General features: G+C 58.9%; 24 protein-coding genes and 1 pseudogene. 15 read left to right on the top strand and 10 right to left on the bottom strand.

The features are described 5' to 3' along the window. Positions 1–13 precede the first annotated feature (13 nt). The 3 genes from KCG39_RS22215 to KCG39_RS22205 all read right to left on the bottom strand — a co-directional run bounded on the left by KCG39_RS22215 (position 14) and on the right by KCG39_RS22205 (position 5393). Complete coding sequence (locus KCG39_RS22215) at positions 14–2779, bottom strand: sigma-54-dependent transcriptional regulator (protein ID WP_142467919.1); 2766 nt, start codon at positions 2777–2779, stop codon at positions 14–16. Positions 2780–2913: 134 nt separating this feature from the next. Further along, positions 2914–4359, bottom strand: a complete 1446-nt coding sequence (locus tag KCG39_RS22210) for a tagaturonate reductase (RefSeq protein WP_142467920.1) — start codon at positions 4357–4359, stop codon at positions 2914–2916. A gap of 11 nt (positions 4360–4370) precedes the next feature. Then, positions 4371–5393 carry a zinc-binding alcohol dehydrogenase family protein gene (locus KCG39_RS22205; protein WP_004128635.1) on the bottom strand — a complete coding sequence of 341 codons (1023 nt, stop codon included), beginning with the start codon at positions 5391–5393 and terminating at the stop codon, positions 4371–4373. A 139-nt stretch (positions 5394–5532) separates the two neighbouring features. Between KCG39_RS22205 and KCG39_RS22200 the strand changes: the two genes are divergently transcribed. Further along, positions 5533–6447, top strand: coding sequence for a GntR family transcriptional regulator (locus KCG39_RS22200; RefSeq protein ID WP_004128634.1), 915 nt, complete (start codon positions 5533–5535; stop codon positions 6445–6447). 179 nt (positions 6448–6626) lie between these two features. Next, on the top strand, positions 6627–7988 hold the full coding sequence (locus KCG39_RS22195; RefSeq protein WP_004128633.1) for an MFS transporter: 1362 nt from the start codon (positions 6627–6629) through the stop codon (positions 7986–7988). A 3-nt stretch (positions 7989–7991) separates the two neighbouring features. Here the strand turns inward: KCG39_RS22195 and KCG39_RS22190 are convergent, their stop codons facing one another. Beyond that, positions 7992–8828: a GNAT family N-acetyltransferase gene (locus tag KCG39_RS22190; RefSeq protein WP_142467921.1), complete on the bottom strand. Its 837-nt coding sequence runs from the start codon at positions 8826–8828 to the stop codon at positions 7992–7994. A gap of 32 nt (positions 8829–8860) precedes the next feature. Between KCG39_RS22190 and KCG39_RS22185 the strand changes: the two genes are divergently transcribed. Both KCG39_RS22185 and KCG39_RS22180 read left to right on the top strand, forming a co-directional pair. Continuing rightward, positions 8861–9394: a GNAT family N-acetyltransferase gene (locus tag KCG39_RS22185; RefSeq protein WP_004128631.1), complete on the top strand. Its 534-nt coding sequence runs from the start codon at positions 8861–8863 to the stop codon at positions 9392–9394. Positions 9395–9464: 70 nt separating this feature from the next. Then, positions 9465–10328 carry a MurR/RpiR family transcriptional regulator gene (locus KCG39_RS22180; RefSeq protein ID WP_004128630.1) on the top strand — a complete coding sequence of 288 codons (864 nt, stop codon included), beginning with the start codon at positions 9465–9467 and terminating at the stop codon, positions 10326–10328. Here the strand turns inward: KCG39_RS22180 and KCG39_RS22175 are convergent. From KCG39_RS22175 to KCG39_RS22155, 5 genes are all read right to left on the bottom strand, one after another. Further along, positions 10325–10927 carry a 2-dehydro-3-deoxy-6-phosphogalactonate aldolase gene (locus KCG39_RS22175; protein ID WP_004128629.1) on the bottom strand — a complete coding sequence of 201 codons (603 nt, stop codon included), beginning with the start codon at positions 10925–10927 and terminating at the stop codon, positions 10325–10327. The two genes, KCG39_RS22180 and KCG39_RS22175, sit on opposite strands and share 4 nt — an antisense overlap. Continuing rightward, complete coding sequence (locus KCG39_RS22170; protein ID WP_142467922.1) at positions 10914–11786, bottom strand: 2-dehydro-3-deoxygalactonokinase; 873 nt, start codon at positions 11784–11786, stop codon at positions 10914–10916. Before KCG39_RS22170 ends, KCG39_RS22175 begins: the two co-directional genes overlap by 14 nt. Continuing rightward, positions 11783–13270 carry a sodium:solute symporter family protein gene (locus tag KCG39_RS22165; protein ID WP_087828588.1) on the bottom strand — a complete coding sequence of 496 codons (1488 nt, stop codon included), beginning with the start codon at positions 13268–13270 and terminating at the stop codon, positions 11783–11785. The genes KCG39_RS22170 and KCG39_RS22165 overlap by 4 nt, the downstream gene beginning before the upstream one ends. Positions 13271–13372: 102 nt before the next feature. Beyond that, positions 13373–13765 carry a RidA family protein gene (locus KCG39_RS22160; RefSeq protein ID WP_049114121.1) on the bottom strand — a complete coding sequence of 131 codons (393 nt, stop codon included), beginning with the start codon at positions 13763–13765 and terminating at the stop codon, positions 13373–13375. Between the two features lie 10 nt (positions 13766–13775). After that, on the bottom strand, positions 13776–15215 hold the full coding sequence (locus KCG39_RS22155; protein ID WP_211811474.1) for an N-acyl-D-amino-acid deacylase family protein: 1440 nt from the start codon (positions 15213–15215) through the stop codon (positions 13776–13778). A gap of 200 nt (positions 15216–15415) precedes the next feature. On the opposite strand from KCG39_RS22155, the gene KCG39_RS22150 reads away from it, so the two are divergent. After that, positions 15416–16630: an amino acid deaminase gene (locus KCG39_RS22150; protein ID WP_087828586.1), complete on the top strand. Its 1215-nt coding sequence runs from the start codon at positions 15416–15418 to the stop codon at positions 16628–16630. Between the two features lie 118 nt (positions 16631–16748). Here KCG39_RS22150 and hpaR read toward each other — a convergent pair whose 3' ends face one another. Then, positions 16749–17186: a homoprotocatechuate degradation operon regulator HpaR gene (gene hpaR, locus KCG39_RS22145; RefSeq protein WP_004128621.1), complete on the bottom strand. Its 438-nt coding sequence runs from the start codon at positions 17184–17186 to the stop codon at positions 16749–16751. Between the two features lie 153 nt (positions 17187–17339). On the opposite strand from hpaR, the pseudogene KCG39_RS28125 reads away from it, so the two are divergent. The 10 genes and pseudogenes from KCG39_RS28125 to hpaA form a co-directional block, all read left to right on the top strand. Then, positions 17340–17414, top strand: a pseudogene (locus KCG39_RS28125) (hypothetical protein); the annotation flags it as partial. A gap of 55 nt (positions 17415–17469) precedes the next feature. Beyond that, positions 17470–18102: a fumarylacetoacetate hydrolase family protein gene (locus KCG39_RS22140; protein ID WP_004128618.1), complete on the top strand. Its 633-nt coding sequence runs from the start codon at positions 17470–17472 to the stop codon at positions 18100–18102. Next, positions 18099–18863 (top strand): fumarylacetoacetate hydrolase family protein, encoded by a 765-nt coding sequence (locus KCG39_RS22135; RefSeq protein WP_004128617.1) that lies wholly within the window; start codon positions 18099–18101, stop codon positions 18861–18863. The genes KCG39_RS22140 and KCG39_RS22135 overlap by 4 nt, the downstream gene beginning before the upstream one ends. Beyond that, the gene (hpaE, locus tag KCG39_RS22130) at positions 18860–20326 is read left to right on the top strand and encodes a 5-carboxymethyl-2-hydroxymuconate semialdehyde dehydrogenase (RefSeq protein WP_123828491.1); all 1467 of its coding nucleotides are present in this window, start codon (positions 18860–18862) and stop codon (positions 20324–20326) included. The genes KCG39_RS22135 and hpaE overlap by 4 nt, the downstream gene beginning before the upstream one ends. 1 nt (position 20327) lies before the next feature. Continuing rightward, a complete protein-coding gene (gene hpaD, locus KCG39_RS22125; RefSeq protein ID WP_004128612.1) occupies positions 20328–21185 on the top strand; it encodes a 3,4-dihydroxyphenylacetate 2,3-dioxygenase in 858 nt (285 codons plus the stop codon). A 12-nt stretch (positions 21186–21197) separates the two neighbouring features. Beyond that, positions 21198–21578, top strand: a complete 381-nt coding sequence (locus tag KCG39_RS22120) for a 5-carboxymethyl-2-hydroxymuconate Delta-isomerase (RefSeq protein WP_004128611.1) — start codon at positions 21198–21200, stop codon at positions 21576–21578. A gap of 136 nt (positions 21579–21714) precedes the next feature. Continuing rightward, entirely contained in the window at positions 21715–22518 is an 804-nt protein-coding gene (hpaH, locus tag KCG39_RS22115; protein WP_049115400.1) for a 2-oxo-hept-4-ene-1,7-dioate hydratase, read from the top strand. A gap of 10 nt (positions 22519–22528) precedes the next feature. Then, positions 22529–23320 (top strand): 4-hydroxy-2-oxoheptanedioate aldolase, encoded by a 792-nt coding sequence (gene hpaI / locus KCG39_RS22110; protein WP_049115401.1) that lies wholly within the window; start codon positions 22529–22531, stop codon positions 23318–23320. A gap of 69 nt (positions 23321–23389) precedes the next feature. Then, positions 23390–24766, top strand: coding sequence for a 4-hydroxyphenylacetate permease (gene hpaX, locus KCG39_RS22105; protein WP_049123204.1), 1377 nt, complete (start codon positions 23390–23392; stop codon positions 24764–24766). Positions 24767–24775: 9 nt separating this feature from the next. Next, positions 24776–25666, top strand: coding sequence for a 4-hydroxyphenylacetate catabolism regulatory protein HpaA (gene hpaA, locus KCG39_RS22100; RefSeq protein WP_142467926.1), 891 nt, complete (start codon positions 24776–24778; stop codon positions 25664–25666). Positions 25667–25847 lie beyond the last annotated feature (181 nt).

The raw sequence follows: 25847 nt of genomic DNA, 5'->3' as shown, positions 1-25847 counted from the left end.
CGGATGAAGGGAATTAAAACTCTTGATCTTCCTGAATAAATTCCGTTTCCCGAGTCAGGATATCGTGAATGTAATACAGCTCTACGGCGGGGATTTTGACACTATATCCGCTCTCAATGACACTAAAGGCCTCGCGGAGAATAACCAGCTCGCTCTCCGGACACTGCCTTCCGGAATAATGGGATGGCGACGCGTTGCGGATCAGTCGCTCAATCAGACAGCTGATATGTACGTACAGCGCCACCTTGCGATCGTTGGGCACGTCGCTGCCGGCCAGATGCTCATAGCGCAGTAAAAACTGCTCGACCTGATTGATGACCTTTGCGGTATCGAGGATTGTCACCGACTCGATCACCCGGCGCAGCGAGAAATTTTTCAGGAGCAGGTTATTAATTTCGCTGACCTGTTCAGAGGTGGCCAGCTCGCCGAAAATACGCATCAGCGGGCGGCTGCCCTGGCCGGAAATCAGCGAATCCAGCGAGATCCACGGCAGATCGGCAAGATGCGGGTCGAGTGTACCGACGATCGCTAACACCTCGTAGCGGCTGAGCATCGGCTCCCGCCGCGCGGGATCGGCGAGCGTTTCCACATCGCAGGCCACAATATCGATGCCGAGCGCTTCGGGAATACTGGCTTTTAACAGCGCCGACAGATTCGCCGCCGCCCCCAGGCCGGTGGCGCAGGTCGTGAGAATCGCCCGCGGTTTGTCCGCCTGCGGATAATAGAGCTGATGCTCAACCGCGAGGTCATCGCCAATCTCACGGACAATATCTTCCAGCATATCGCCCTGCAAAATCCGCTCTCCGACGTACATCGCCATCCCGGTCGAGACGTTATTAATAATCGCCACCGGCGTGGTCAGACGGCGGTTAAAGTGGCTGTGAATAGCGTTCAGCGATCCCATATCGACCAGGATGATCAGCCCGGAAGCCAGCGAGTGGCTCTCGATATAGGCCATCACCTGGTCGGCGATAGCCTCCGGCGTCACGTCGAGCGGCATATCGAATGACTCAAACAGCTGGCTTTTCAGCAACCGGTTCGCCACGTTGGCGATGCTGCTGGCGGTGGCGTAACCGTGGGCGAGAACGATCGCCCGGGTGACCTTCTGCTGGCTGATGGCGCCGTTTTTCTGTAACCACAACACCAGCAACAGCAGGTCAATGCGTCGGGGTTCAATATCCAACTTCAGCGCCAGCGCGGCGAGGATCTCTTCACAAAAGCGATACAGCAGCGGAAACTTTTGCGCCAGGAAATCCTCCAGCTGGCGGCTTTTCTCGTTGCTCATGGTGGAGTGCGCCTGGCGAGAACGATGTATCAGGTAGTGGCTGAGGGCGTAAATACAGTTGCCGTTAAACTGGATATTGAAGCGCTTTTCAAGGCGATAAAACTCTTCCCGCGCCTGATGGGTCAGCAGCAGTAGCAGATGCGAACTGCTGGCATCGTGATTATCGAAAATAAGCCGATCGAAGAGGGTTTCAATCTCTTCGCCCATTTTTTTTTGCGCCTCTTCCCAAACCGTTTTTTTACTCAATACCGCTTCATATAGCGCCAGAACGCGGCACTGAATATCGTAGATCAGCCCCTGAAGCGGATCGCGCGCGCGCAGCAGCCAAACCAGACTGGTCTGCGGTTCGATAAGCAGCGGCTCCTGCTGGCCCATCGGTTCGCTGAGCGCTGGCGTCGCGGCTATGATATTTTCCGGCAGATCGTGCAGCGTGACGTTAAGCCTCTCGCTGCCCGGGCACCTCGCCCAGGCCGACGCAACGGCGTACTTCACCACATTCTTCAGCTCACCGACGTTACCCCGATAAACATAGTGCGTCAGCACCTGTAGCAGCCGGGGCGTCAGCTGCAGCCGGGCGGCCAACGTGCGCGCCTCCTGCCAGAAAAACTGCAGCGTTAACGCTTCTTTTTCGTGGCGGCTGCGGTTTTGTAAATCAGGCAGGCTAACGAGGATCGGAATACGGCGAATAAAGGTGGTCAGAAAAGTGCTGTGAATATCTTCGGTGGTGGCAAACACCAGCCGCAGAGAAATCGGCATCCCCTGCGCCGTTTCCCCCACCCGATAAATCTCCTTGCGATCCAGCCAGGTGAAGAGCTTCTCCTGGCCCTGCGCATCCAGACGATGGACTTCATCGAGAAACAGCACGCCGCCGTTTGCCGCCTCAAACGCCCCGGCTTTATCCCCCTGCGCGCCGGTAAACGCGCCTTTAACGTAGCCAAACAGGTTGGCGGCCAACAGCTCCGGGTTACTGGCGTACTGGGCGCAGTTGAAGCTGACAAAGGGCGCATCGGGCGCCAGCAGTCCCTGGGCGATAGCAAACTCGTGCATCAACTCCGCCATATAGCTCTTGCCGGTACCGCTGTCGCCGGTGATCAGCAGCGGTAGCCCGCCGTTAGGATAAAACAGCGCGGTTTTCATCTGTTCGATAGGCTTGCGCAGGCTGCCGTCATGACCGGTCAGCAATGAGAAATGATCCGCCTGCTCCGGCTGTCGGTCGCTCTCCGCCAGCAGCTCCGCCATGCTGGCGTACTCGCTGCGGGAAAGGGGGAAAAACTGCTGGCAGAAGGCGGCCTTATGCAGGAAATAGACCGGACGGGTAATGATCTTCACCAGCACATCCTGGGCCACCAGCTGATTCAGATAGTGGCTGGCGGTGTTTCTTTGCATGGCAAAACGCCGGGCAAGGTAGCCGGCGGTGAAGACCTCGCTCAGGTTATCCGGATCAAAAAAATCGGTCTGATTTTGCAGAAAAGCCAACAGTTCCGTTTTACGCATCGCATCCCCCTCTCCGCCTGTCAGGGGCTTATGATGCGGGAAATCCGCCAGGCGTTGGCGCTTAATTCATTTTTTGCGGTTCAGAGCACAAAAAAAACGACGCCCAAATCCGCGGGCGCCGCACAACAAACCGGCTATAACCGTATCAGGGCCTCCCGCATCCCTTCGCTCAAAATCACTTCCAGATACCGCGTGACCTGTTCGGCAAGTCCGGGAATCGCCGTCAGATCCTCGCCCCAATGCGCGTTATCCTGCAAAATCTCCGTCACCAGCTCACCCAGCGGGCGGCCCTGGGCCACCTGCGCCCACCCTTCGGCAAAACGAGTTAACCAGACGTCATCATCCTGTAACGGATACGCTTGCCCGTCACGCTGGCCGCGGTAGAAGGCGATAAGCGCCGCCAGGGCAAAGGTTAAGCGCGGCGGAATGACGCCATGCTGGCGGATATTCGTCAGCAGCTGCGGCAGGATCCGGGTGCGAAACTTGGTCATCCCGTTCAGGGCGATGGAGAGCAGCTGATGGTGGATAAACGGGTTGAGAAAGCGTCCGGTAACGGCATCAGCAAACTGGCGTAGCTCATCGGCGGGCAAATCCAGCGCCGGGATAATCTCCTCGCCGATGGTCTGCTGCACATAATGGCGAATGGCTTCGTCGCGCATCGCTTCGCCGACGGTATCCACGCCGCACAGCCACGCCACCGGGACCAACGCGGTGTGCGCGCCGTTAAGAATGGCGACTTTGCGCTCTTTGTAGGGCCGGATATCCTCTACGATATGAATATTAAGCGGGCAGCGGTCAAGCCGTAGCTTTTCCGCCAGCGCCCGCGGTCCCTGGATAACAAACAGCCAGAAATATTCGGCGGTATCGAGGAAAGCATCATGGTAGCCCAGCTCCGCCTCCAGCTTTTCTGCTTCATCATGCGGGTAGCCGGTAACGATGCGGTCAACCAGCGTTGAACAAAACGTATTGGCCGTTTCAACCCAGTCGTGAAAAGCCGCGGGCAATCGCCACTCTTCGGCGTAGCGCAGCACCAGCGCCTTCAGCGCCTCGCCGTTATAATCAATTAGCTCACACGGGATAATCGTCCAGCCCTTATCCGCTGCGCCGTTGAAATGGCGGAACCGTTCGAGCAGCAGTTGGGCCAGCTTCGCCGGGAAGCTAACCGGCGGCTTATCGTCAGGCCGGTCTCCGGCGTGATAGCTGATGCCCGCTTCGGTGGTATTTGAAAATACGAATGCAATATCCGGGTTACGGGCCAGCGCCAGATAGCCGGCAAAATCCTGCCAGGGGTTAATTTCATTGTTTACGGAGCGAATAATCCGCGCCTCGCTCACCGCCTCCCCGTGTTCGTCCAGTCCGCGGATCACCGTGGTGTAGAGTCCGTCCTGGGTATTGAGCGACGGTGGAAACTCGGTGTTGATCGGGCGAACGATGGTGACTCCCGCCGCCAGATCGGTTTTCTCATTCAACAGATCCAGCTGCCAGTCGATAAACGCCCGCAGAAAGTTGCCCTCGCCGAACTGAATCGCGCGCGTCGGGTACTGCGGCCCGGGAAAATCTTGTCTGTTTAACGATTTCATGAGCTTACCTGCTAAAAATGAATGACGCCTTTGATCAGCTGGCGATTATTAATCACTTCGCTTTCGTAAATGTCCGCCAGCGACCTGAAATCGTAACGGTGGGTCAGCATCATCCTGGCGGTAATTTCCCCCTCGGCCATCAGCCGCCCGACTTTGGCAAAATCCTCTTCCGTCGCATTGCGGCTGCCCATCATGGTGGTCTCTTTCTTATGAAATTCTGGATCTGAGAACTGCAGTTCACCTTTAAACAGGCCAACGAATATGATGCTGCCGCCGTGGCGAATTAAATTCACCGTGTTGTTCATCGCATGCTGATTCCCGGTGGCGTCGATCACTTTTTGCGCCAGAGAACCGCCGAAGGCGGCGCACAGCTGTTCGATAAACTGCGGGTCGGAAGGATCGAGGGTGCTCAGACCGAGATGCTGCGCCACATGTTCGCGCCGTGCCGGACTGGTGTCCGCCACCACCACCTGCGCCCCGTCGGCTTTGGCGATAGCCGCCGCCCCAAGGCCGATGGGGCCCGCGCCAACTACCAACACCTGCTCTCCCGCCCGGATAGCGGCGCGACGCACCGCGTGGGCGCTGATGGCAAAAGGCTCAATTAGCGCTGCGGCTTCAGGATCGACGTCATCCACCACCAGCAGATTTTTAACCGGAACGCTGAGGTACTCGCTAAACCCGCCGTCCCGATGCACGCCGATAACCGAAATCTTCTCGCAGCAGTTTGTCCGGCCGCTCAGGCAGGCCGGACACTGGCGGCAGGCGACGTAAGGAATGACGGCAACCTGCTGGCCGCTTTTCAGATTAAGAATATTTTTACCAAGACCGATTATCTCGCCGCATATTTCATGACCAAGAACGCGCGGATAGCTAAAAAAAGGTTGATTGCCGCCCCATGCGTGAATATCGGTGCCACAAATCCCCACCGTTTTTATTTTAATGAGAACCTCATCGTCCCCGGGAATAGGAATCTGGCGTTTTTCCCAGTGAAATCTTTTGGGTTCCTGGCACACTAGTGTATTCATCGACGTCATAATAATTGCCTCCGTATTTGTTGGCTTAGATATCGATGAAAAACAGAATTGAGGTTAAAGTCATTGCGAAAATTGTGAAAGCTCGCGCACAAAAATGTTTTAAATCTGGTTTTAATAACGAAATAACAGGAGAACCATGATGAGCCGTTCACAAAACCTTCGTCACAACGTCATTAACCAGGTCATTAACGATATGGCGCGCGGCTTTCTTCCCTCGCCGCTGCCCTCTCAAAGCGCGCTGGCGGAGATGTACAACATCAGCCGCACCACCGTGCGCCACATCCTCAGCCACTTATGCGAGCGCGGCGTGCTGCATCAGGTCAAGCAGGATTACCAGATCCTCCGCCAGCCGGAGGTGCAGGACGGCTTCGATGGTTCCAGCGCCTCGCTGGCCGAACAGAATCGTCTCTTCGAACAGGCGTTTTTCACCATGATCAACCAGCGCCAGCTGCGCGCCGGGGAGATGTTCTCCGAGCTACAGCTGGCGCGTGCTGCCGGCGTCAGTCCGGTGGTGGTCAGAGAATTTTTGTTGAAATTCAGCCGCTACAACCTGATTGAAAGCGAAAAGCGCGGCCAGTGGAACATGAAGAAGTTTGAGCAATCCTGGGCGGAGCAGCTGTTCGAACTGCGGGAAATGCTGGAAACCCACGCGCTCCAGCACTTCCTCAACCTGCCGGATAACGACGCCCGCTGGCTGCAGGCCAGAACCCTGCTTGAGCGCCATCGCGCCCTGCGGGACAGCATCGGCGACAGCTTTCGTATGTTTTCGCAGCTCGATCGCGACTTTCATACGCTGCTGCTGTCCGCTGCGGAAAATATATTTTTTAATCAATCACTTGAAATCATTTCCGTGATCTTCCACTTTCACTATCAGTGGGATGAAAGCGACCTTAAACAGCGCAATATCATCGCCATTGATGAACATATGACCATCCTCAGCGCGCTCATCTGCCGCAGCGATCTGGATGCCAACCTGGCGCTGCGTAACCACCTGAACTCGGCGAAGCAGTCGATGATTAACTCGCTCAAACAGAGCGAATCCCTGGCTCATTAAGTACCGATTAAAAACAGAAAATGATTATCAGCAGCACAAATCTCAAAACATAAACTAATGCCGTAAAAAAGGTTATTTATGCTGAAAACAAGTCGACTTACTTTACTGTGAAATAGGTGGGTGGTGTTTAAACCATTCGGTGTCACTTGTCGTTCAAATAGAATAACCAGGAGTCAGGCGTGGAACAACGAAATATCACTATCGACCCGCAGACAACCTTTAAAAAAGGGAAAGCGGAGACGATTTCAGTTCCGTTAGATAATACGTTAACGCGTAGTACTCGCATTAAAAAAATTCAGACAACGGCAATGATCCTGTTATTTCTGGCGGCGGTGATTAACTACCTCGACAGAAGTTCATTGTCCGTCGCGAACTTAACGATTCGCGAAGAGTTGGGGCTGAGCGCCACCGAAATCGGGGCGCTGCTGTCCGTTTTCTCGCTGGCCTACGGCATCGCCCAGCTCCCCTGCGGGCCGCTGCTGGACCGTAAAGGTCCGCGCATCATGCTGGGGCTGGGCATGTTTTTCTGGTCGCTGTTTCAGGCGGTCTCCGGAATGGTGCACAGCTTTACCCAGTTCGTTCTGGTGCGTATCGGCATGGGGATCGGCGAAGCGCCGATGAACCCCTGCGGCGTCAAGGTGATCAACGACTGGTTTAATATTAAAGAGCGCGGCCGCCCGATGGGTTTCTTCAACGCCGCGTCGACTATTGGCGTCGCCATCAGCCCGCCGATCCTGGCCGCCATGATGCTGATGATGGGCTGGCGCGGGATGTTTATCACCATCGGCTTGCTGGGGATCTTCGTCGCTATCGGCTGGTATATGCTCTATCGCAACCGGGAGGATATCGCTCTCACCGCCGACGAGCAGGCCTACCTTAACGCCGGGAGCGTCAACGTTCGCCGCGACCCGCTAAGCTTTGCCGAATGGCGCAGCCTGTTTAAAAACAAAACCATGTGGGGAATGATGCTGGGCTTCAGCGGCATCAACTATACCGCATGGCTGTATCTGGCCTGGCTGCCGGGCTACCTGCAAACGGCATATAGCCTTGATCTGAAAAGTACCGGTTTTATGGCCGCCATTCCTTTCCTGTTCGGCGCCGCCGGTATGCTCATCAACGGCTACGTCACGGACTGGCTGGTTAAAGGCGGCATGGCGCCAATCAAAAGCCGTAAAATTTGCATTATTGCCGGGATGTTCTGCTCCGCCGCATTTACGCTTATCGTGCCGCAGGCCACTACCTCAATCGCCGCGGTGCTGTTAATCGGTATGGCGCTGTTCTGCATCCACTTTGCCGGCACCTCCTGCTGGGGATTGATTCACGTCGCGGTGGCCTCAAGGATGACTGCGTCCGTCGGCAGCATCCAGAACTTCGCCAGCTTTATCTGCGCCTCCTTCGCGCCGCTGGTGACCGGGTTTATCGTCGATACCACCCATTCATTCCAGCTGGCGCTGATTATCTGCGGCTGCGTGACCGCCCTCGGCGCGCTGGCCTATATTTTCCTGGTCCGACAGCCGATTAGCGACCCGCGTAACGGCTGAATCTTAACGCCCTGCTGGCGGCAGGGCGCTCAAGGTCGCGCTCATCTCATACTGTTTTAATGCCATGGGCGTATAGCCGGCGGCGTGAAACAGCGGCGTAAAGCGCTCCGGGATAGTCACCGACGTACCGAGGCCGGGAAACCGACGGGCGAGCGCCATCAGCATTTCCTGTCCCAGTCCGCGCCCGCGGGCGGCGGGATCGACCCATAAAAACTGCAGCTGCGGCCTGCTGGTTAAGGTCGCCAGCACGGCGAAAGCCTGCTGATGAAGGCTCAACGCCCGGCACGGGAGGGTGCTGAAGGTGAGCGGGTCCATCAGCCACGGCAGCTGACCGTTAATCTCGGCGCCGGCCCTGCGCGTCAGCGACAGCACGTTATACTCCTGCAATATGGATGACTCCTCGCTCGCGGCCTGCGCGCTCAGATAGCCGCACAGCCCGTGCCGCACCTCGAAGCCCAGCGATTGATACAGCGCCACCGCGGCATGGTTATCGCGGATAACCTCCAGCCACATCCGCCGTACGCCCTGTTCGCGCAGCGCGTCGATAAGCGGCGTCATCAGCCGGCGGCCAACGCCCTTTCCGCGATACGCAGGCCGCACCGCGAACGCCGCCAGTCGGGCTTCATCGCCGCGTCGGGCGACGACCGCCATCGCGGCGGGGACATCTCCATCCAGCCAGACGCGAGAATCCAGCAGGCTCAGCCCTTCGGCGCTAAAACGCTGGACAAAAACCTCCACCGACAGCGTGACGGGAACGAGGTAATCTTCGAAACAGTCGCTGAGGATCGTTGTCAGTTGCTCAATGCTGAACTGAGTGGCGGGAACGGCGGTAAGCTCCATACATTTCTCCCGGAGGCTGCTATGCTGAGGTGATGAAAACTAACACTATAACCGCCGCCGCGACGTTACGCCTGACTGAGGAGAACGATATTCCCCTCCTGCCCGCGATTGAGCGCTCGGCGGCCCAGGCTTTCCGCCAGATCCCGGCGCTGGCCTGGCTGGCGGAAAGCGATGTGATAAGCCCCGAGCGCCACCGGCTGTTTCTCGAAACGGACCACAGCCTGCTGGCCGTGGCCGATGACCAACCGATCGGCTTCGTGCTGACCGAACCGCTGGACGATGCGCTGTTTATCGTTGAGATCGCCGTCCATCAGGCGTGGCAGGGGCGAGGCGTTGGCCGCATGATGCTGGAACAGGTTATAAAGTCAGCCCGCCAGGCGGCGTATCCGGCGGTCACGCTCACCACCTTCCGCGACGTGCCGTGGAACGCGCCGTTCTACACGCGCCTCGGATTTTCAATGCTGAACGAGCTAAGGCTACCGGCAGGGCTGGCGGCGAAAAGAGATCTGGAGACGGAACACGGGCTGGCGCCGGAAACGCGCTGCGCCATGCGCTTAGCGCTGTAGCCTTCGGCGCTGCTTTCAGCGCCTGAATATGGTACAAAGTATCATTCCAAATTAACCCGTTGATACCCGTATGTCCTGGTCAATCGATATCATTTCCTGCATTACCGATCGCTTTGTTGAACTGACGGCGACCGAAAAGCGCATCGCGCAGTTTATTCTTGATGATGTCGCGGCGGCGGCGGAGCTGCCCATCGCCGAGATGGCGCGTCTGACCCATACCAGCCAGGCCTCGGTCACCCGCTTTGCCCGGGCGCTGGGCTGCAAAGACGTCCGCGAGCTGAAGATGAAGCTCGCGCAATCCCTCGCGGTCGGGCAGCGATTTATCCTCGATGTGCCGGACCTTGAAGGCGTACAGGGGATCTACGAGTCGATCATCGGCGTGCTGGAGACCAACCGGCGGGCGCTGGATCTTGAGGCGCTGAAACGCGCGGTCGGCTGGCTGAGCGACGCGCGGCAGATTCTGGCCCTCGGCATGGGCGGCGGCTCCACCATCTGCGCTCAGGAAATCCAGTATCGCCTGTTTCGCCTCGGCCTGCCGGTGGTCAGTCAGAACGACGGCCTGCTGGTGCGCATGATGAGCTCGGCGGTCACGCCAAAGGATGTGGTTATCGTGCTGTCCTTAGGCGGCTATACCCAGGAAATCATTGAAAGCGCGGCGATTGCCAGCCAGTACGGCGCGAAGGTGATTGCGATTACCCCTGCCGGGACGCCGCTGGCGGAGCAGGCAGATCTGGTTCTGCCGCTGCTGGTGCGCGAAAACGACTATATCTTCAAGCCCAGCACTTCGCGCTATGCGATGCTGGCGATGGTTGACGTGCTGGCCACCGAACTGGCGATGGCCAACAAGACCCAGGCAAAAGGCAGACTACGCCGCATTAAGCTGGCGCTCGACAGCCACCGCGGCGGCGTTGACCGCCAGCCGCTGGGCGATTAAGCGCAGCGGGCGGCGGCGATAAACCTCTCCGCCTGCTGACGGGTACGCTCCACGGCCTGCCCGGCGCGATAAAGATCGCTTCCCAGACCAGCGCCAGCGCATCCCGCTCGCACCCAGCTCGCCAGATTCTCCGGCGTCACGCCGCCGACCGCCAGCACCGGTACCTCCGGCGGCAGTACCGCTTTCAGCGCCCGAATGTAGTCCGGGCCGAATGCGGAAGACGGGAAAATTTTCAGCCACTGCGCACCGGCGTCCAGCGCGCTAAACGCCTCGGTCGCCGTGGCGCATCCGGCGCAGACCCGCATTCCGCGCGCCACCGCCCGGCGAATCACCTCCGGCTGAGTATTCGGCGTCACGATAAGCTTCGCCCCGGCGTCGGCCAGAAAATCGACCTGTTCAACCTTAAGCACCGTTCCCGCGCCAATCACCGCTTGTTCGCCAAAACGTGCGACCATCTGCGGAATGCTCTGCCGCCAGTCCGGTGAATTAAGCGGGATTTCAATATAGCGGAAGCCCTCGCCCACCAGCGTCGCAATATGCTCCGCCGCCTCAGCGGGGCGGATGCCGCGTAAAATCGCCACCAGTTTAATCTTGTCCATGCATTATCCTCGCCATGCCGTTCAGCAATGCCTCATCGCCGCTGCAGCTGTTAACCGTCATTCCACGCGCTATCATCGCCCGGCGATAGCGAGCGTTCAGCGCCGGGTCGCCAACCAGCGTGACGGCGGAGGTACGGTAACGCTGGCCCATGACGGCCACCTCCGCGCCAATCAGCAGACCGGAGAGATAGTCGCTGACCGAGGTCGCCGCCAGCGCCCCGAGTACCCTGGCCGCCCTGGCGACAAACAGTTCGCTCACCAACGACGGCTGCGCCAGCCCTTTTTCCAGCCCTCGCTCAAACACCGCCTCGTCCGTCTGCTGGGCCGGTAGCCCTTTGCCGAGCAGCGACTGCGCCATCAGCAGATGATGCAGTTCTCCGGTCATCGCCGTGGCAAAATGGCGCACCGCGCCGTCCTCCACCTGCACCCATTTACAGTGGGTGCCCGGCAGCACGTAACACTCCGCCGGCGCCAGCTGCCAGGCCCCCAGCAGCTGCGTCTCTTCGCCGCGCATCACGTTGTAATCCCCGGCCTGATCCATCTTGAGGCCGGGAATAATCCACACGCCTTCCGCCACGGCGCAAAGCTGCTGCCCCGGCGCGTCAATCGCCGCCGGGCAGGCAAGATAGGGCACCGATTGCCAGCCCGCATCGCTGCCGATCATCCCGGCCATCAGCACCGGCAGCGTCGCCGCGCCGCGCCAGGGCGCCAAATGCTCCTCGAATACGTCGGCGGGCGCCCGCCCGTTCAGGCGGGTGATGCCCAGCGGCAGCTGCTTCGTTTCGATGCACTGACCGTTGCGAATCAGCCAGCCGCGCAGCTGGGTGGACCCCCAGTCGACGGCAATATAGTCCCTCATTGCGCGTCTCCTGAGGCCGGCACCACCGTCGTTTTCGCCGGCGCCGCCTGCCCTTCCCGCTCCTGGGTAATCATCTCCAGCGCTTGCTGACGGCTGATTTTGCTGGCAGGCGTCATTAACGTGACAAAAACAGCGGAAACGAAGCTGCCGACGACGGACGGTATACACGGGTTGCCCCAGTAAGCCAGCCAGTCGGCCTTAATCAGAACCACAATAGAGACCAGCATGCCGCTCAGCAGCGCCGTTAACGCGCCCTGCCAGTTAAAGCGCAGCCAGAAGCGGCCCAGAATCGAACAGACGAACAGCCCGGACATCAGCATGGAGATCATTTTGGTGATATAGCTGATGATATCGTTCGAGGTCAGGGCGAAAATCATCGCCAGGCCAATCACGAACGCCAGCATCCAGCGGGAGAGGGTAATCGCCCTGTTCTCCGGCGGCATCTTGCCGGTAACGAGGGTATAGACATCGCGCATCATGATGGCCACGGCGGCTATCGCATCGGAGCTGGCCGAAGACATGGTGGCGGAAAGTCCGGCAATCAGCACCACCAGCCCCAGCGTCGCCGGCAGGAAACTGGTGGCGAACAGGAAGGCGTAATTGCTGTTCTCCAGATGGGGGTTCATCGTCCATGCCGCCATGCCGATAATCGCCGGCAGTACCGAGAAAAACAGATACAACACGCCGGTATAGACAAACGAGCGGCGTACCGAAGAGACATCTTTCCCCGAGTAGATACGCTGACGATAGGAAGGGGTCGCCAATACGCCGACGCCGATGACCATGGCCAGCGATAGCGCCGGTATCACCCCGAGCTTGTCGACGGCAAACAGGCTCATCGCCTTAGGATCCATCGCCTGAACAATGGCATCCCATCCCCCCACATGAACCACGGCCAGAATCGCCATCAGGATAAAACCGAAAAACAGAATTAATGCCTGAATGGTATCCGTCCACACCACCGCAGAATACCCGCCAATAATCACGTAAATCGCAAACGCCAGAGCGATAATAATTTTTGCCAGCGTCAGATTTATTCCTGTGGCCCAGGATAAATACATGCTGCCGCCGAGAATATGGGCCCCCAGCCAGCCAATCGAGGCAATAAATATCATTATACCGACGATATTTTTAATTAAATGGCTGCCGCCGGTATAATATGAGAGCTCTTCGCTCATGGTCATAAAACGGAGTTTACGCACCGGCGCGAAAAGCCAGGCCACCAGCAGAATACCGATGGCCCCGCCCACGCCGTACAGCATACCGGCCCAGCCGTTGCTGTAGCCGAAGCCTACGGCGCCCATGCTTGAACCGGTTCCCACCATGGTCGCCACGGTGGAACCCAGCGTCAGAAACAGCGGTAAGGAACGGCCGCCGAGTAAAAAATCTTCACCGCTTTTTTGATTACGCGACACGTACCAGCCAAGCCAAATCATGGCCAACGCGTAAATAATAAAGCCGACTAAAAAGACATGACTATTCATGATTCACATCCTGCCAGTTGAGTATGTAAAAGGTAAAAGGCTACGGAGCGCTGAATGAATTCAGCGCTCAAAATCCTGTTTATATTTCTGATGAATAAATTTTTATACGCGAGCCGCGTTATAACAGGTCACATCCACTTCGACTTTACAATCCACCACCAGGTCCGCTACGCAGCAGATACGGGCAGGCGGGTTGTCGCCAAAAAACTCGCGGAACACTTTGTTGAAAGACTGAAAATAGCGTGAATCGGTGAGGATCACTTTAACATGCACCACGTCGGCCAGGCTGTAGCCCGCTTCGCTCATGATATCCACGCAGTTCTGAATCGCCAGGCGCGACTGGTCGACAATCCCGCCTTCCACCACTTCACCGTCCTTCATCGGCGTCTGGCCGGATACATACAGCCAGCCCCCCGCCTCCACCGCGCGCGCGAACGGTAGATGCTGCCCGCCAGTCCCGGTACCGCCTTCCACGCCATAACGTTTAATACTCATCTTTCACTCCTCAGTTCATTTGGCGACGCAGGAAACGCCCCGCGCGCCCGATAATCTTTTTATCGCTGCCGTAGCTCATCACGCCGTTGACCATCACCGCCTCAATACCGTCCGCCGGTTGTTTCGGGTCGGAGAAGCTGGCGACATCGCGCACCGTCTGCGGATCGAACAGCACCAGATCGGCGAAGTAGCCCACTTTCACCAGCCCGCGATCCGCCAGCTGGAAACGCGCCGCCGACAGCCCGGTCATTTTGTGAATAGCGGTGGTCAGCGGAAACAGCCGTTCATCGCGGCTGTAGTGGCCCAGGACCCGCGGGAAAGCGCCCCACAGCCGCGGGTGCGGCATCGGATCGTTCGGCAGACCATCGGAGCCAATCATGGTCACCGGATAACTAAGTACCCGCCGTACGTCCTGCTCATCCATGTTGTAGTAAATGGCCCCGGCGGGCATCAGCCGCGCCGCCGCCTCATGCAGGCTAACCTGCCAACCGTCGGCAATTTGCTGCAGGGTTTTCCCGGCCTGTTCCGGTTGCGCTTCCGACCAGGTGATGACGATGTCGAACTCATCGGTCACCTGCTTCATATCCAGCGTCGATGAGCTGGCAGAGTACGGGTAGCAGTCGCAGGCGATCTCCTGGCGCTGGCGCATCTCATCGAAGAAAGCCAGCGTCTCCTTCGTGCGACCCCAGTTTTTCGCGCCGGCGCACTTATGGTGCGATACCACCACCGATACGTTACCGTGGCGGCCAATGCGGAACGCCTCGTCGAGCGCCTCGAGAATCGGTTCGAACTCCGAACGCAGGTGGGTGGTATAAATTCCCCCCTCTGTCGCCAGCTCCTCGGCCAGCGCCATCACCTCTTCGGTAGTGGATTGAAACGCGCTGGCATAGGCCAGCCCGCTGCTCAGGCCAAGCGCGCCCTGGCGCAGCGCGTCGCGCAGCTGCACCCGCATTCCGGCAATCTCGGTTTCCGTCGCAGGACGAAATAGATCGTCCATATGGTTATTACGCAGCGCGGTATGGCCAATCAGCGTGCCAACGTTTAATGAAGGCTTCGCCGCCTCCACCGCGTGGGCGTAAGCGTCCACGGTGGGATAAATAAAGTGCTCCTGCTCGCCCAGCAGATTCATCGGGTCAGGCACACCGTCGCGCAGGGTCGCCGTCGCCGCGCTGATCCCGCAGTTGCCGACAATCACCGTTGTCACCCCCTGGCTCAGCTTCGGCAAATACGCCGGCATACGGATGACGTTAATATCGTCATGGGTATGCACATCGATAAATCCAGGCGCCAGCACGCGCCCCTGCCCGTCAATCACCTGCTCCGCCGGCAGGTTTAGCGCCGGGGCCATATCCACAATCCGATCGCCCTTCACCGCCACGTCGCCGCGAAACTGCGGTCCGCCGCTGCCGTCAATGACCGTGACGTTTTTGAAAAGCCAATTAACTTTCATCGCAATTACTCCCTCTCAACTCTGTCGACAAGTTAACCATTTACAAGGCGGAAAAACAGTGGAAAACTACGCAAAAACCAGATCAAATTATGATACTTTTATTCATTAACGATAAAAACAAACAATAAAATTATTATTTTTCAACAAATTAACATTGATACTTAACTTAATCCGATCATAAACCCTAAAAGGATAGTGTTATGAAATACCATTCCGATACGCTTATTCCGCACAAAGCCGCCGTGATGTCCGAACCGGCAAATCTGCTGGCGGAAGATATTTGCCTGCCCGCCGCGTTGCTGAAAAAAACGGCGCTGGAAAATAACATCGCCTGGATGCAACGCTATGCCGACGCGCGCGGCGTCTCGCTGGCGCCGCACGGCAAAACGACGATGACGCCGTGGATTTTTCAGGCGCAGCAGCGGGCGGGGGCATGGGGGATCGGCGTAGGCAGCGCCTGGCAGGCCGGCGCGGCGATGGCCAGCGGCGTTGAGCGCGTGTTAATGGTTAATCAGTTGGTCGGTAGGGCGAATATGCAGGCGGTTTCGCGGCTGAAGGCGCATTACCGGGCAGCGGATTTTATCTGCTGCATCGATAGCCTCGCCAACGCCCGCGCGCTGTCGGCCTTTTTCAGCGAACGGCAACAAACGCTGGACGTGCTGATTGAGCTGGGCGTAGCCGGCGGGCGCTGCGGCTGCCGCAGCGTGGAGGATGCGCTGGCCCTGGCGCAGGCCGTCGCGGACCTTCCGGGGCTGAAGCTGCGCGGGCTAGAGCTGTATGAAGGGGTGCTGCACGGCGACGATCCGCAGCCGCAGGTGGAGGCTCTGCTGCGCCAGGCCGCCGATTTGGCCTGTCGGATGGCGCCGCTGGTGGAGGGCGAGTTTGTCCTTACCGGCGCGGGCACCGTCTGGTATGACGTGGTGTGCAATATCTGGCTGGCGGCGAAGAAACCGGCGCAGTGTCGAATCGTTATCCGCCCCGGCTGCTATATCACCCACGATCGGGGGATCTACGATGCCGCACAGAAAGCGCTGGTGGCGCGCGATCCGATCGCCTGCGATCTGGGCGGCGATTTAACCTCGGCGCTGGAGCTGATGGCGATGGTCCAGTCGGTGCCGGAAGCGGATCGCGCGGTGGTCAACTTCGGTAAACGCGACTGCGCCTTCGACGCCGGGCTGCCGCAGCCGATCGCCAGGTATCGCCACGGTGAGCAGCTGTCCGCGCAGGGGATCGAAAGCGTCGGGATCATGGATCAGCACTGCATGCTGCGCCTTGAACCGGGCAGCGACGTGCAGGTCGGCGATATTCTGGTGTTCGGCACCTCGCACCCGTGCCTGACGTTTGATAAATGGAAAACCCTGCTGCTGGTGGATGAGCAGTATAACGTGCTGGAAGAGCTCGATACCTTGTTCTGAAGGACGCTTTCTCCCGGAGGCGGCGCGCTGCGCCTGTCCGGGCTACCAGACTGTGAACCCGTAGCCCGGACAGGTGCGCCAGCACCGCCTCCGGGATGTTTTTCGCGCGGACAACGCATTACGCCTCTTCCTCTCCCTGCGCTCCATTCCCCAGGGCGATAAACTCCTCCAGCAGCGCGGTAAGCTGGCGCATTTTTTCGACGGTAAACTCGGCTTCTATCTGGCGATAGGCTTCTTCGACCTGGGCCTGGGCGCTTTCATACAGCTTCAGGCCCGCCGGAGTCAGCGAAACGTAGAGCTTGCGCTGATCGTTAACCGGCTTTAAGCGCAGCACCAGGCCGTCGCGTTCCATACGGGTCAGGATGCCGGTCAGGCTCGGGCGTAAAATACAGGCGCGAAAGGCCAGGTCGTGAAAATCCATCGACGGATTTTCGGCGAGGATCCGCACGATACGCCACTGCTGCTCGGTCAGATTGTGGCGTTTAACGATGGGCCGAAAGTGGGCCATCGCCGCTTCCCGCGCCTGCAGCAGCGCGATAGTTAACGAATCATGCATCACATACCTCTGAATGAAATCCCTCATCTGTTAATAAGTTAATAATTAGCCTTAATTGCCGCAGAAGGCAACCGGTTTCTGCCAGTGAAAAGTACCAGATGGTACAACTAAATTTCATTACCAATTGATTTAAAACGGATAAATTAAAAACCTGTAAATATATTGTTAATCCGATCACAAAACATTCACTTCTGTTTGCCAAACCTTCCCGCAAAGCATAAAAGATGATCATTAACATATTAATGAAATTTGTATTCCCAAATCTGTAGCAGAGGAGTGGTCAATGAAAGGCACCATCTTCGCCGTGGCGCTTAACCACCGCAGCCAGCTCGACGCCTGGCGCGAAGCGTTCCAACAGGCTCCCTATAAAACCCCGCCGAAGACCGCGGTCTGGTTTATCAAACCGCGCAACACCGTGATCGGCGACGGCGAGAGTATCCCCTATCCGGACGGTGAAACCGTGCAGAGCGGCGCTACCGTCGCCCTGATCGTCGGGAAAACCGCGCGTAAAGTCGCCGCGGAAGAAGCTGCCAATTATATTGCCGGATACGCGCTGGCCAACGACGTCAGTCTGCCGGAAGAGAGCTTCTATCGCCCGGCCATCAAAGCTAAATGCCGCGACGGCTTCTGCCCGCTGGGCGCCCTCGCGCCGCTCAGCAACGTCGATAACCTGACCATCATCACCGAAATCAACGGTCGCGAAGCGGACAGCTGGAATACCGCCGATCTTCAGCGCTCCGCCGCCGAGTTGCTGAGCGCCCTGAGCGAATTCGCCACCCTCAATCCCGGCGATGCGATTCTGATCGGTACGCCCCACACCCGCGTTACGCTGCGCCCCGGCGATCGCGTACGCCTTCTCGCCGAGGGTTTCCCGGCGCTGGAAAACCCGGTGGTTGCTGAAGGAGAGCTGGCATGAAACAGGCACGTATTGAGTGGCAGGGACAGCGGCACGATGTCCAGGTTAATGAACGCGGTCAGGTCAAGCTCGCTAACGGCAGTCTGCTTCAGGAAGGCGAGTTTCGCTGGCTGCCGCCCGCCGACGGCACCCTGTTCGCACTGGGCCTGAACTACGCCGATCACGCCAGCGAGCTGGCGTTTACGCCGCCAACGGAGCCGCTGGTATTTATCAAAGCGCCCAACACCTTTATCGGCCACCGCCAGGATTCGGTGCGCCCGGATAACGTCGAGTACATGCATTACGAGGCGGAACTGGTGGTGGTGATCGGCAAAACCGCGCGTAAGGTCGCCGAAGCCGACGCCATGGCGTACGTAGCTGGCTACACCGTCTGCAACGACTACGCCATCCGCGACTACCTGGAAAACTACTATCGCCCCAACCTGCGGGTCAAAAGCCGCGACACCCTGACGCCGATCGGCCCGTGGATCGTCAGTAAAGAGGCGATCCCGGATCCGCATAACCTGGCGCTGTGCACCTGGGTCAACGGCGAACTGCGCCAACAGGGCACCACCGCCGATCTGATCTTCAGCATTCCGTTCCTGATCGCTTACCTCAGCGAATTTATGACCCTGCAGCCGGGCGACATGATCGCCACCGGCACGCCTAAAGGGCTATCGGACGTAGTGCCGGGCGATGAAGTGATCGTCGAAGTGGAGGGCGTCGGCCGCCTGGTCAACCGCATCATCAGCCAGCAGGAATATGAGGAGAAGCTGTCATGAAAAAAATTAACCATTGGATCAACGGCAAAAACGTCGCCGCCGCGGAGTATTTCCATACCACCAACCCGGCGACCGGCGAAGTGCTGGCGGAAGTCGCCTCCGGCGGCGCCGACGAGGTGAATCAGGCGGTGGCCGCGGCGAAAGAGGCGTTTCCGAAATGGGCCAATCTGCCGATGAAAGAGCGCGCGCGCCTGATGCGTCGGCTGGGGGATCTGATCGACCAGAACGTCCCGGAGATCGCCGCCATGGAGACCGCCGATACCGGCCTGCCGATCCACCAGACCAAAAACGTGCTGATCCCGCGCGCCTCGCACAACTTCGAATTCTTCGCCGAGGTTTGCCAGCAGATGAACGGCAAGACCTACCCGGTTGACGACAAGATGCTCAACTACACCCTCGTGCAGCCGGTCGGCGTTTGCGCGCTGGTGTCGCCGTGGAACGTGCCGTTTATGACCGCCACCTGGAAGGTAGCGCCATGCCTCGCGCTAGGCAATACCGCGGTGCTGAAGATGTCCGAGCTGTCGCCGTTAACCGCCGACCGCCTGGGCGAGCTGGCGCTGGAAGCCGGGATCCCGGCTGGCGTGCTCAACGTGGTGCAGGGCTATGGCGCCACCGCTGGCGATGCGCTAGTCCGCCACCATGACGTGCGCGCGGTATCGTTTACCGGCGGTACCGCCACCGGCCGCAACATCATGAAAAACGCCGGCCTGAAAAAGTACTCCATGGAGCTGGGCGGCAAATCGCCGGTGCTGATTTTCGAAGACGCCGATATTGAGCGCGCCCTGGACGCCGCGCTGTTCACCATTTTCTCAATCAACGGCGAACGCTGCACAGCCGGTTCGCGTATTTTCATTCAGCAGAGCATCTACCCCGAGTTCGTTAAACGCTTCGCCGAGCGGGCGAACCGCCTGCGCGTCGGCGACCCGACCGACCCGAACACCCAGGTGGGCGCGCTGATTAGCCAGCAGCACTGGGAGAAAGTCTCCGGCTATATCCGCCTCGGCATTGAAGAAGGGGCGACCCTGCTGGCCGGCGGCGCGGATAAACCGACCGATCTGCCCGCCCATCTGAGAAACGGCAACTTCCTGCGGCCAACGGTGCTGGCGGACGTCGATAACCGCATGCGCGTAGCGCAGGAAGAGATTTTTGGCCCGGTAGCCTGCCTGTTGCCGTTTAAAGACGAGGCGGAAGGTCTGCGCCTGGCCAACGATGTGGAGTATGGCCTCGCCTCTTATATCTGGACCCAGGACGTCAGCAAGGTGCTGCGTCTGGCGCGCGGCATCGAAGCCGGAATGGTGTTCGTCAACACCCAGAACGTCCGCGACCTGCGTCAGCCTTTCGGCGGCGTGAAGGCCTCCGGCACCGGCCGCGAAGGCGGCGAATATAGCTTTGAAGTGTTCGCTGAAATGAAAAACGTCTGCATCTCGATGGGCGACCATCCGATCCCAAAATGGGGAGTCTGATATGGGAAAGTTAGCGTTAGCAGCAAAAATCACTCACGTGCCGTCGATGTATCTTTCTGAGCTGCCGGGTAAAAACCACGGCTGCCGCCAGGGAGCCATCGATGGGCATAAAGAAATCGGCAAGCGGTGCCGCGAACTGGGCGTGGATACCATCATCGTCTTTGATACCCACTGGCTGGTCAACAGCGCCTACCACATCAACTGCGCTGACCATTTCCAGGGCGTCTATACCAGCAACGAGTTGCCGCATTTTATTCGCGACATGACCTACGACTACGACGGTAATCCGGCGCTCGGCCACCTGATCGCCGACGAAGCGGTCAAGCTCGGCGTCCGCGCTAAAGCGCACAACATTCCGAGCCTGAAGCTGGAGTACGGCACCCTGGTGCCGATGCGCTATATGAACAGCGATAAGCATTTCAAAGTGGTCTCTATCTCGGCGTTCTGTACCGTTCATGATTTTGCCGACAGCCGCAGGCTGGGCGAAGCCATTCTTAAGGCGATCGAGAAATATGACGGCACCGTGGCGGTCTTTGCCAGCGGCTCGCTGTCGCACCGTTTTATCGACGACCAGCGCGCCGAAGAGGGGATGAACAGCTATACCCGCGAGTTCGATCACCAGATGGACGAACGGGTCGTGAAGCTGTGGCGCGAAGGCAAATTCAAAGAGTTCTGCACCATGCTGCCGGAGTACGCCGACTACTGCTACGGCGAAGGCAATATGCACGACACGGTGATGCTGCTGGGCCTGCTGGGCTGGGATAAATACGACGGCAAAGTGGAATTTATCACCGAGCTGTTCGCCAGCTCCGGCACCGGTCAGGTCAACGCCGTCTTCCCGCTGCCGGAAACGGCTTAAGGAGAGCGCAGAATGCCGCATTTTATCGCTGAATGTACCGACAACATCCGCGAACAGGCTGATTTATCAGGTCTGTTCAGCAAAGTGAACGACGCGCTGGCGGCGACCGGCATCTTTCCCATCGGCGGCATTCGCAGCCGCGCCATCTGGCTGGATACCTGGCAGATGGCCGACGGCCAGCACGATTACGCCTTTGTGCATATGACGCTAAAGATTGGCGCCGGGCGCAGCCTGGAGAGCCGCCAGGACGTGGGCGATATGCTGTTCACGCTGATCAAAGCCCATTTCGCCGCGCTGATGGAGAGCCGCTACCTGGCGCTGTCGTTTGAGCTCGATGAACTGCACCCGACGCTGAACTACAAGCAGAACAACGTGCACGCCTTGTTTACATAGCGTGCGCCCGGCCAGTCCCCCTCTCCTCTTTAGGGAGAGGGAGAAAACAAGCACTGCCACAAACCACAGGCCGGGTAAGACGCGCCAGCGTCGCCCCCCGGCGCAGCAGCACCGAATGACGTAACAGGAAGCGACTATGCTCGATAAACATACCCATACCCTGATCGCCCAGCGGCTAAACCAGGCGGAAAAACAGCGCGAACAGATCCGCGCCATCTCGCTGGATCACCCGACGATCACCATCGAAGACGCCTACGCCGTACAGCGCGAATGGGTAAATATGAAAATCGCCGAAGGCCGCGTGCTGAAAGGGCATAAAATCGGCCTGACCTCAAAAGCGATGCAGGCCAGCTCGCAGATAAGCGAACCGGACTACGGCGCGCTGCTGGACGATATGTTTTTCCACGACGGCGGCGACATCCCCACCGACCGCTTTATCGTCCCGCGTATCGAAGTGGAGTTGGCCTTCGTGCTGGCCAAACCGTTACGCGGCCCCAACTGCACCCTGTTCGACGTCTATAACGCCACCGACTACGTGATCCCGGCGCTGGAGCTGATTGACGCCCGCTGCCACAACATCGACCCGGAAACCCAGCGTCCGCGTAAAGTCTTCGACACCATCTCCGATAACGCCGCCAACGCCGGAGTGATCCTCGGCGGTCGCCCGATTAAACCTGACGAGCTGGATCTACGCTGGATCGCCGCCCTGCTCTATCGCAACGGCGTGATTGAAGAGACCGGCGTCGCCGCGGGGGTACTGAATCACCCGGCCAACGGCGTAGCCTGGCTGGCGAACAAGCTGGCGCCGTACGACGTCCAGCTGGAGGCCGGGCAGATTATTCTCGGCGGCTCCTTTACGCGCCCGGTACCGGCGCGCAAGGGCGACACCTTCCACGTCGACTACGGCAACATGGGCGCGATCAGCTGCCGGTTTGTCTAGGAGAAACATGATGAATAACGCCTTTAAAGACGCCTTAAAAGCGGGTCGTCCGCAGATTGGCCTGTGGCTGGGGCTGACCAGCAGCTACAGCGCCGAGCTGCTGGCCGGGGCCGGATTCGACTGGCTGCTGATCGACGGCGAGCATGCGCCAAACAGCGTGCAGACGATACTGACCCAGCTGCAGGCGATCGCTCCTTACCCCAGCCAGCCGGTGGTACGCCCCTCGTGGAACGACCCGGTGCAGATTAAACAGCTGCTGGATATCGGCGCGCAAACCCTGCTGGTACCCATGGTGCAGAACGCCGACGAAGCGCGGCTGGCGGTGAAAGCCACCCGCTATCCGCCCGCGGGTATTCGCGGCGTCGGCAGCGCGCTGGCCCGCGCCTCGCGCTGGAACCGCGTCCCGGATTATCTCCATCAGGCCAACGACGCGATGTGCGTGCTGGTGCAGATCGAAACTCGCGAAGCGCTCAACAATCTGCCGCAGATCCTCGATGTCGAGGGCGTGGACGGCGTGTTTATCGGCCCGGCGGATCTGAGCGCCGATATGGGCTTCAGCGGCAACCCGCAGCATCCGGAAGTGCAGGCCGCCATTGAGCGCGCCATCGCGCAAATTCGCGCGGCGGGCAAAGCGCCGGGGATCCTGATGGCCAGCGAACCGCTGGCGAAGCGCTACCTGCAGCTCGGCGCGCTGTTCGTCGCCGTCGGCGTCGATACCACCCTGCTGGCCCGCGGGGCGGAAGCGCTGGCGGCCCGATTTGGCGCGGAAAAAACCGCCGAGGGTTCGTCAGGCGTCTATTAACGCCAGGTGGCGCAGCGCCACCCGGCAACCCGCAGTACCCTACAAAATTCCCATTAGAGGAAAATGATAATGAGCGATACATCATCTGCCATCCCGGAAAAGTTCGATCCGGCTAATCAGCACAAACAGCTGACGGCGCAGCAGCAGTCGGTTATCAACAAGCTCTTTCGCCGCCTGATCGTGTTTTTGTTCGTGCTGTTTATCTTTTCGTTTTTAGATCGCATCAATATCGGCTTTGCCGGGCTGACCATGGGGCAGGATCTGGGCCTTAATGCCACCATGTTCGGCCTTGCCACTACCCTTTTTTACGCGACCTACGTGATTTTCGGCATTCCCAGCAACGTGATGCTCAGCATCGTCGGCGCACGACGCTGGATCGCCACCATCATGGTGCTGTGGGGCATCGCCTCCACCGCCACCATGTTTGCGACCGGGCCGAATAGCCTCTATATCCTGCGCATGCTGGTGGGGATCACCGAGGCCGGTTTCCTGCCCGGTATTCTGCTATATCTGACCTACTGGTTCCCGGCCTTTTTCCGCGCCCGCGCCAACGCGCTGTTTATGATCGCGATGCCGGTGACCACCGCGCTGGGGTCGATTGTTTCAGGCTATATCTTGTCGATGGACGGCCTGTTGAACCTGCACGGCTGGCAGTGGCTGTTCCTGCTGGAAGGCTTCCCGTCGGTGCTGCTCGGAATTATGGTCTGGTTCTGGCTGGACGATTCGCCGTCGAAGGCCAAATGGCTGACCGCAGAAGATAAAAAATGCCTGCAGGAGATGATGGACAACGACCGCCTGACGCTGGTCCAGCCGGAAGGGGCGATCAGCCATCACGCCATGCAGCAGCGCAGCCTGTGGCGGGAAGTGTTCACGCCGATCGTGCTGATGTACACCCTGGCCTACTTCTGCCTGACCAATACGCTCAGCGCGATCAGCATCTGGACGCCGCAGATCCTCAAAAGCTTTAACGAAAGCAGCAGCAATATCACCATCGGCCTGCTGGCGGCGATCCCGCAGATTTGTACCATTCTCGGGATGATCTACTGGAGCCGCCACTCCGATAAACACCAGGAGCGTAAGCACCACACCGCCCTGCCGTTCCTGTTCGCCGCGGCGGGCTGGCTGCTGGCGTCGGCCACCGATCACAACCTGATCCAGCTGCTCGGGATCGTGATGGCCTCCACCGGATCGTTTAGCGCGATGGCCATTTTCTGGACCACGCCGGATCAGTCGATCAGCCTGCGCGCCAGAGCGATCGGCATCGCGGTGATCAACGCGACCGGCAATATCGGATCGGCGCTCAGCCCCTTTATGATTGGCTGGCTGAAGGATGTTACCGGCAGCTTCAGCAGCGGTCTGTGGTTCGTCGCCGCCCTGCTGGTCATCGGCGCGGTAATTATCTGGGCGATTCCGATGAAAGGATCGCGTCCGCGCGCGACGCCGTAGGGAGCCGCTATGTGCCAGAGCCCTGTTACCAATATCGATATGAATAAAGAGTACGATGAGAGTCTGGGGACGGAAGAGGTGCATTATCAATCCTTTGCCCGGATGGCGGAGTTCTTTGGCCGTAATATGCAGGCGCACCGCCACGACCAGTATTTTCAGATGCACTTTCTCGATACCGGGCAGATTGAGCTACAGCTCGACGATCATCGCTATTCGGTGCAGGCGCCGCTGTTTGTCCTGACGCCGCCCTCGGTGCCGCACGCTTTTATCACCGAGTCCGATAGCGATGGTCACGTGCTGACGGTGCACGAGGATCTGGTCTGGCCGCTGCTGGAGGTGCTGTACCCCGGCACCCGGGAGGCCTTCGGCCTGCCGGGCATCTGCCTGTCGCTGGCCGATAAGCCCGAGGAGTTGGCGGCGCTGGCGCACTACTGGCGGCTGATTGAACGGGAATCGACCTCGCAGCTGCCGGGGCGGGAACACACCCTGACGCTGCTGGCGCAGGCGGTATTCACCCTGCTACTGCGCAACGCGAAGCTTGACGATCATGCGGCCAGCGGGATACGCGGCGAGCTCAAGCTGTTCCAGCGTTTTAACCAGCTGATCGATAGCCACTACCACCAGCACTGGACGGTACCAGATTACGCCTGCGAGCTGCATCTGACCGAATCCCGGTTAACCGATATTTGCCGCCGCTTCGCCAACCGACCGCCCAAGCGGCTGATTTTCGACAGGCAGTTGCGCGAGGCCAGGCGATTACTGCTCTTCTCCGACAGTACGATCGGTGAAATAGCCTGGCAGCTGGGCTTTAAAGATCCGGCCTATTTCGCCCGCTTTTTTAACCGCCTGACGGGCTGTTCGCCGAGCGCGTTCAGAATGCAAAAAGTACCGGTGTCTTAGGATCGTTCCCTGGACGGCGCGGCGAGTCGGCAGCCGTCTGAAAGGCGGTAGCCCGGGCAAGGCGCGCCAGGCGCCACCCCCGGGAGCAGAGCGCAGAGTCGCTGAATTTCCCGGAGACGAGGCCGCGCATCTGTCCGGGGTACAAATTCAAAACCCGCCCCGGCTTGTTGTCGGTTCACCG

The organism is Klebsiella pasteurii (genome assembly GCF_018139045.1).
GTDB lineage: Bacteria > Pseudomonadota > Gammaproteobacteria > Enterobacterales > Enterobacteriaceae > Klebsiella > Klebsiella grimontii.
Note: the sequence above shows the minus strand (reverse complement) of the source record. Positions and strands in the feature narration are given on the sequence as shown.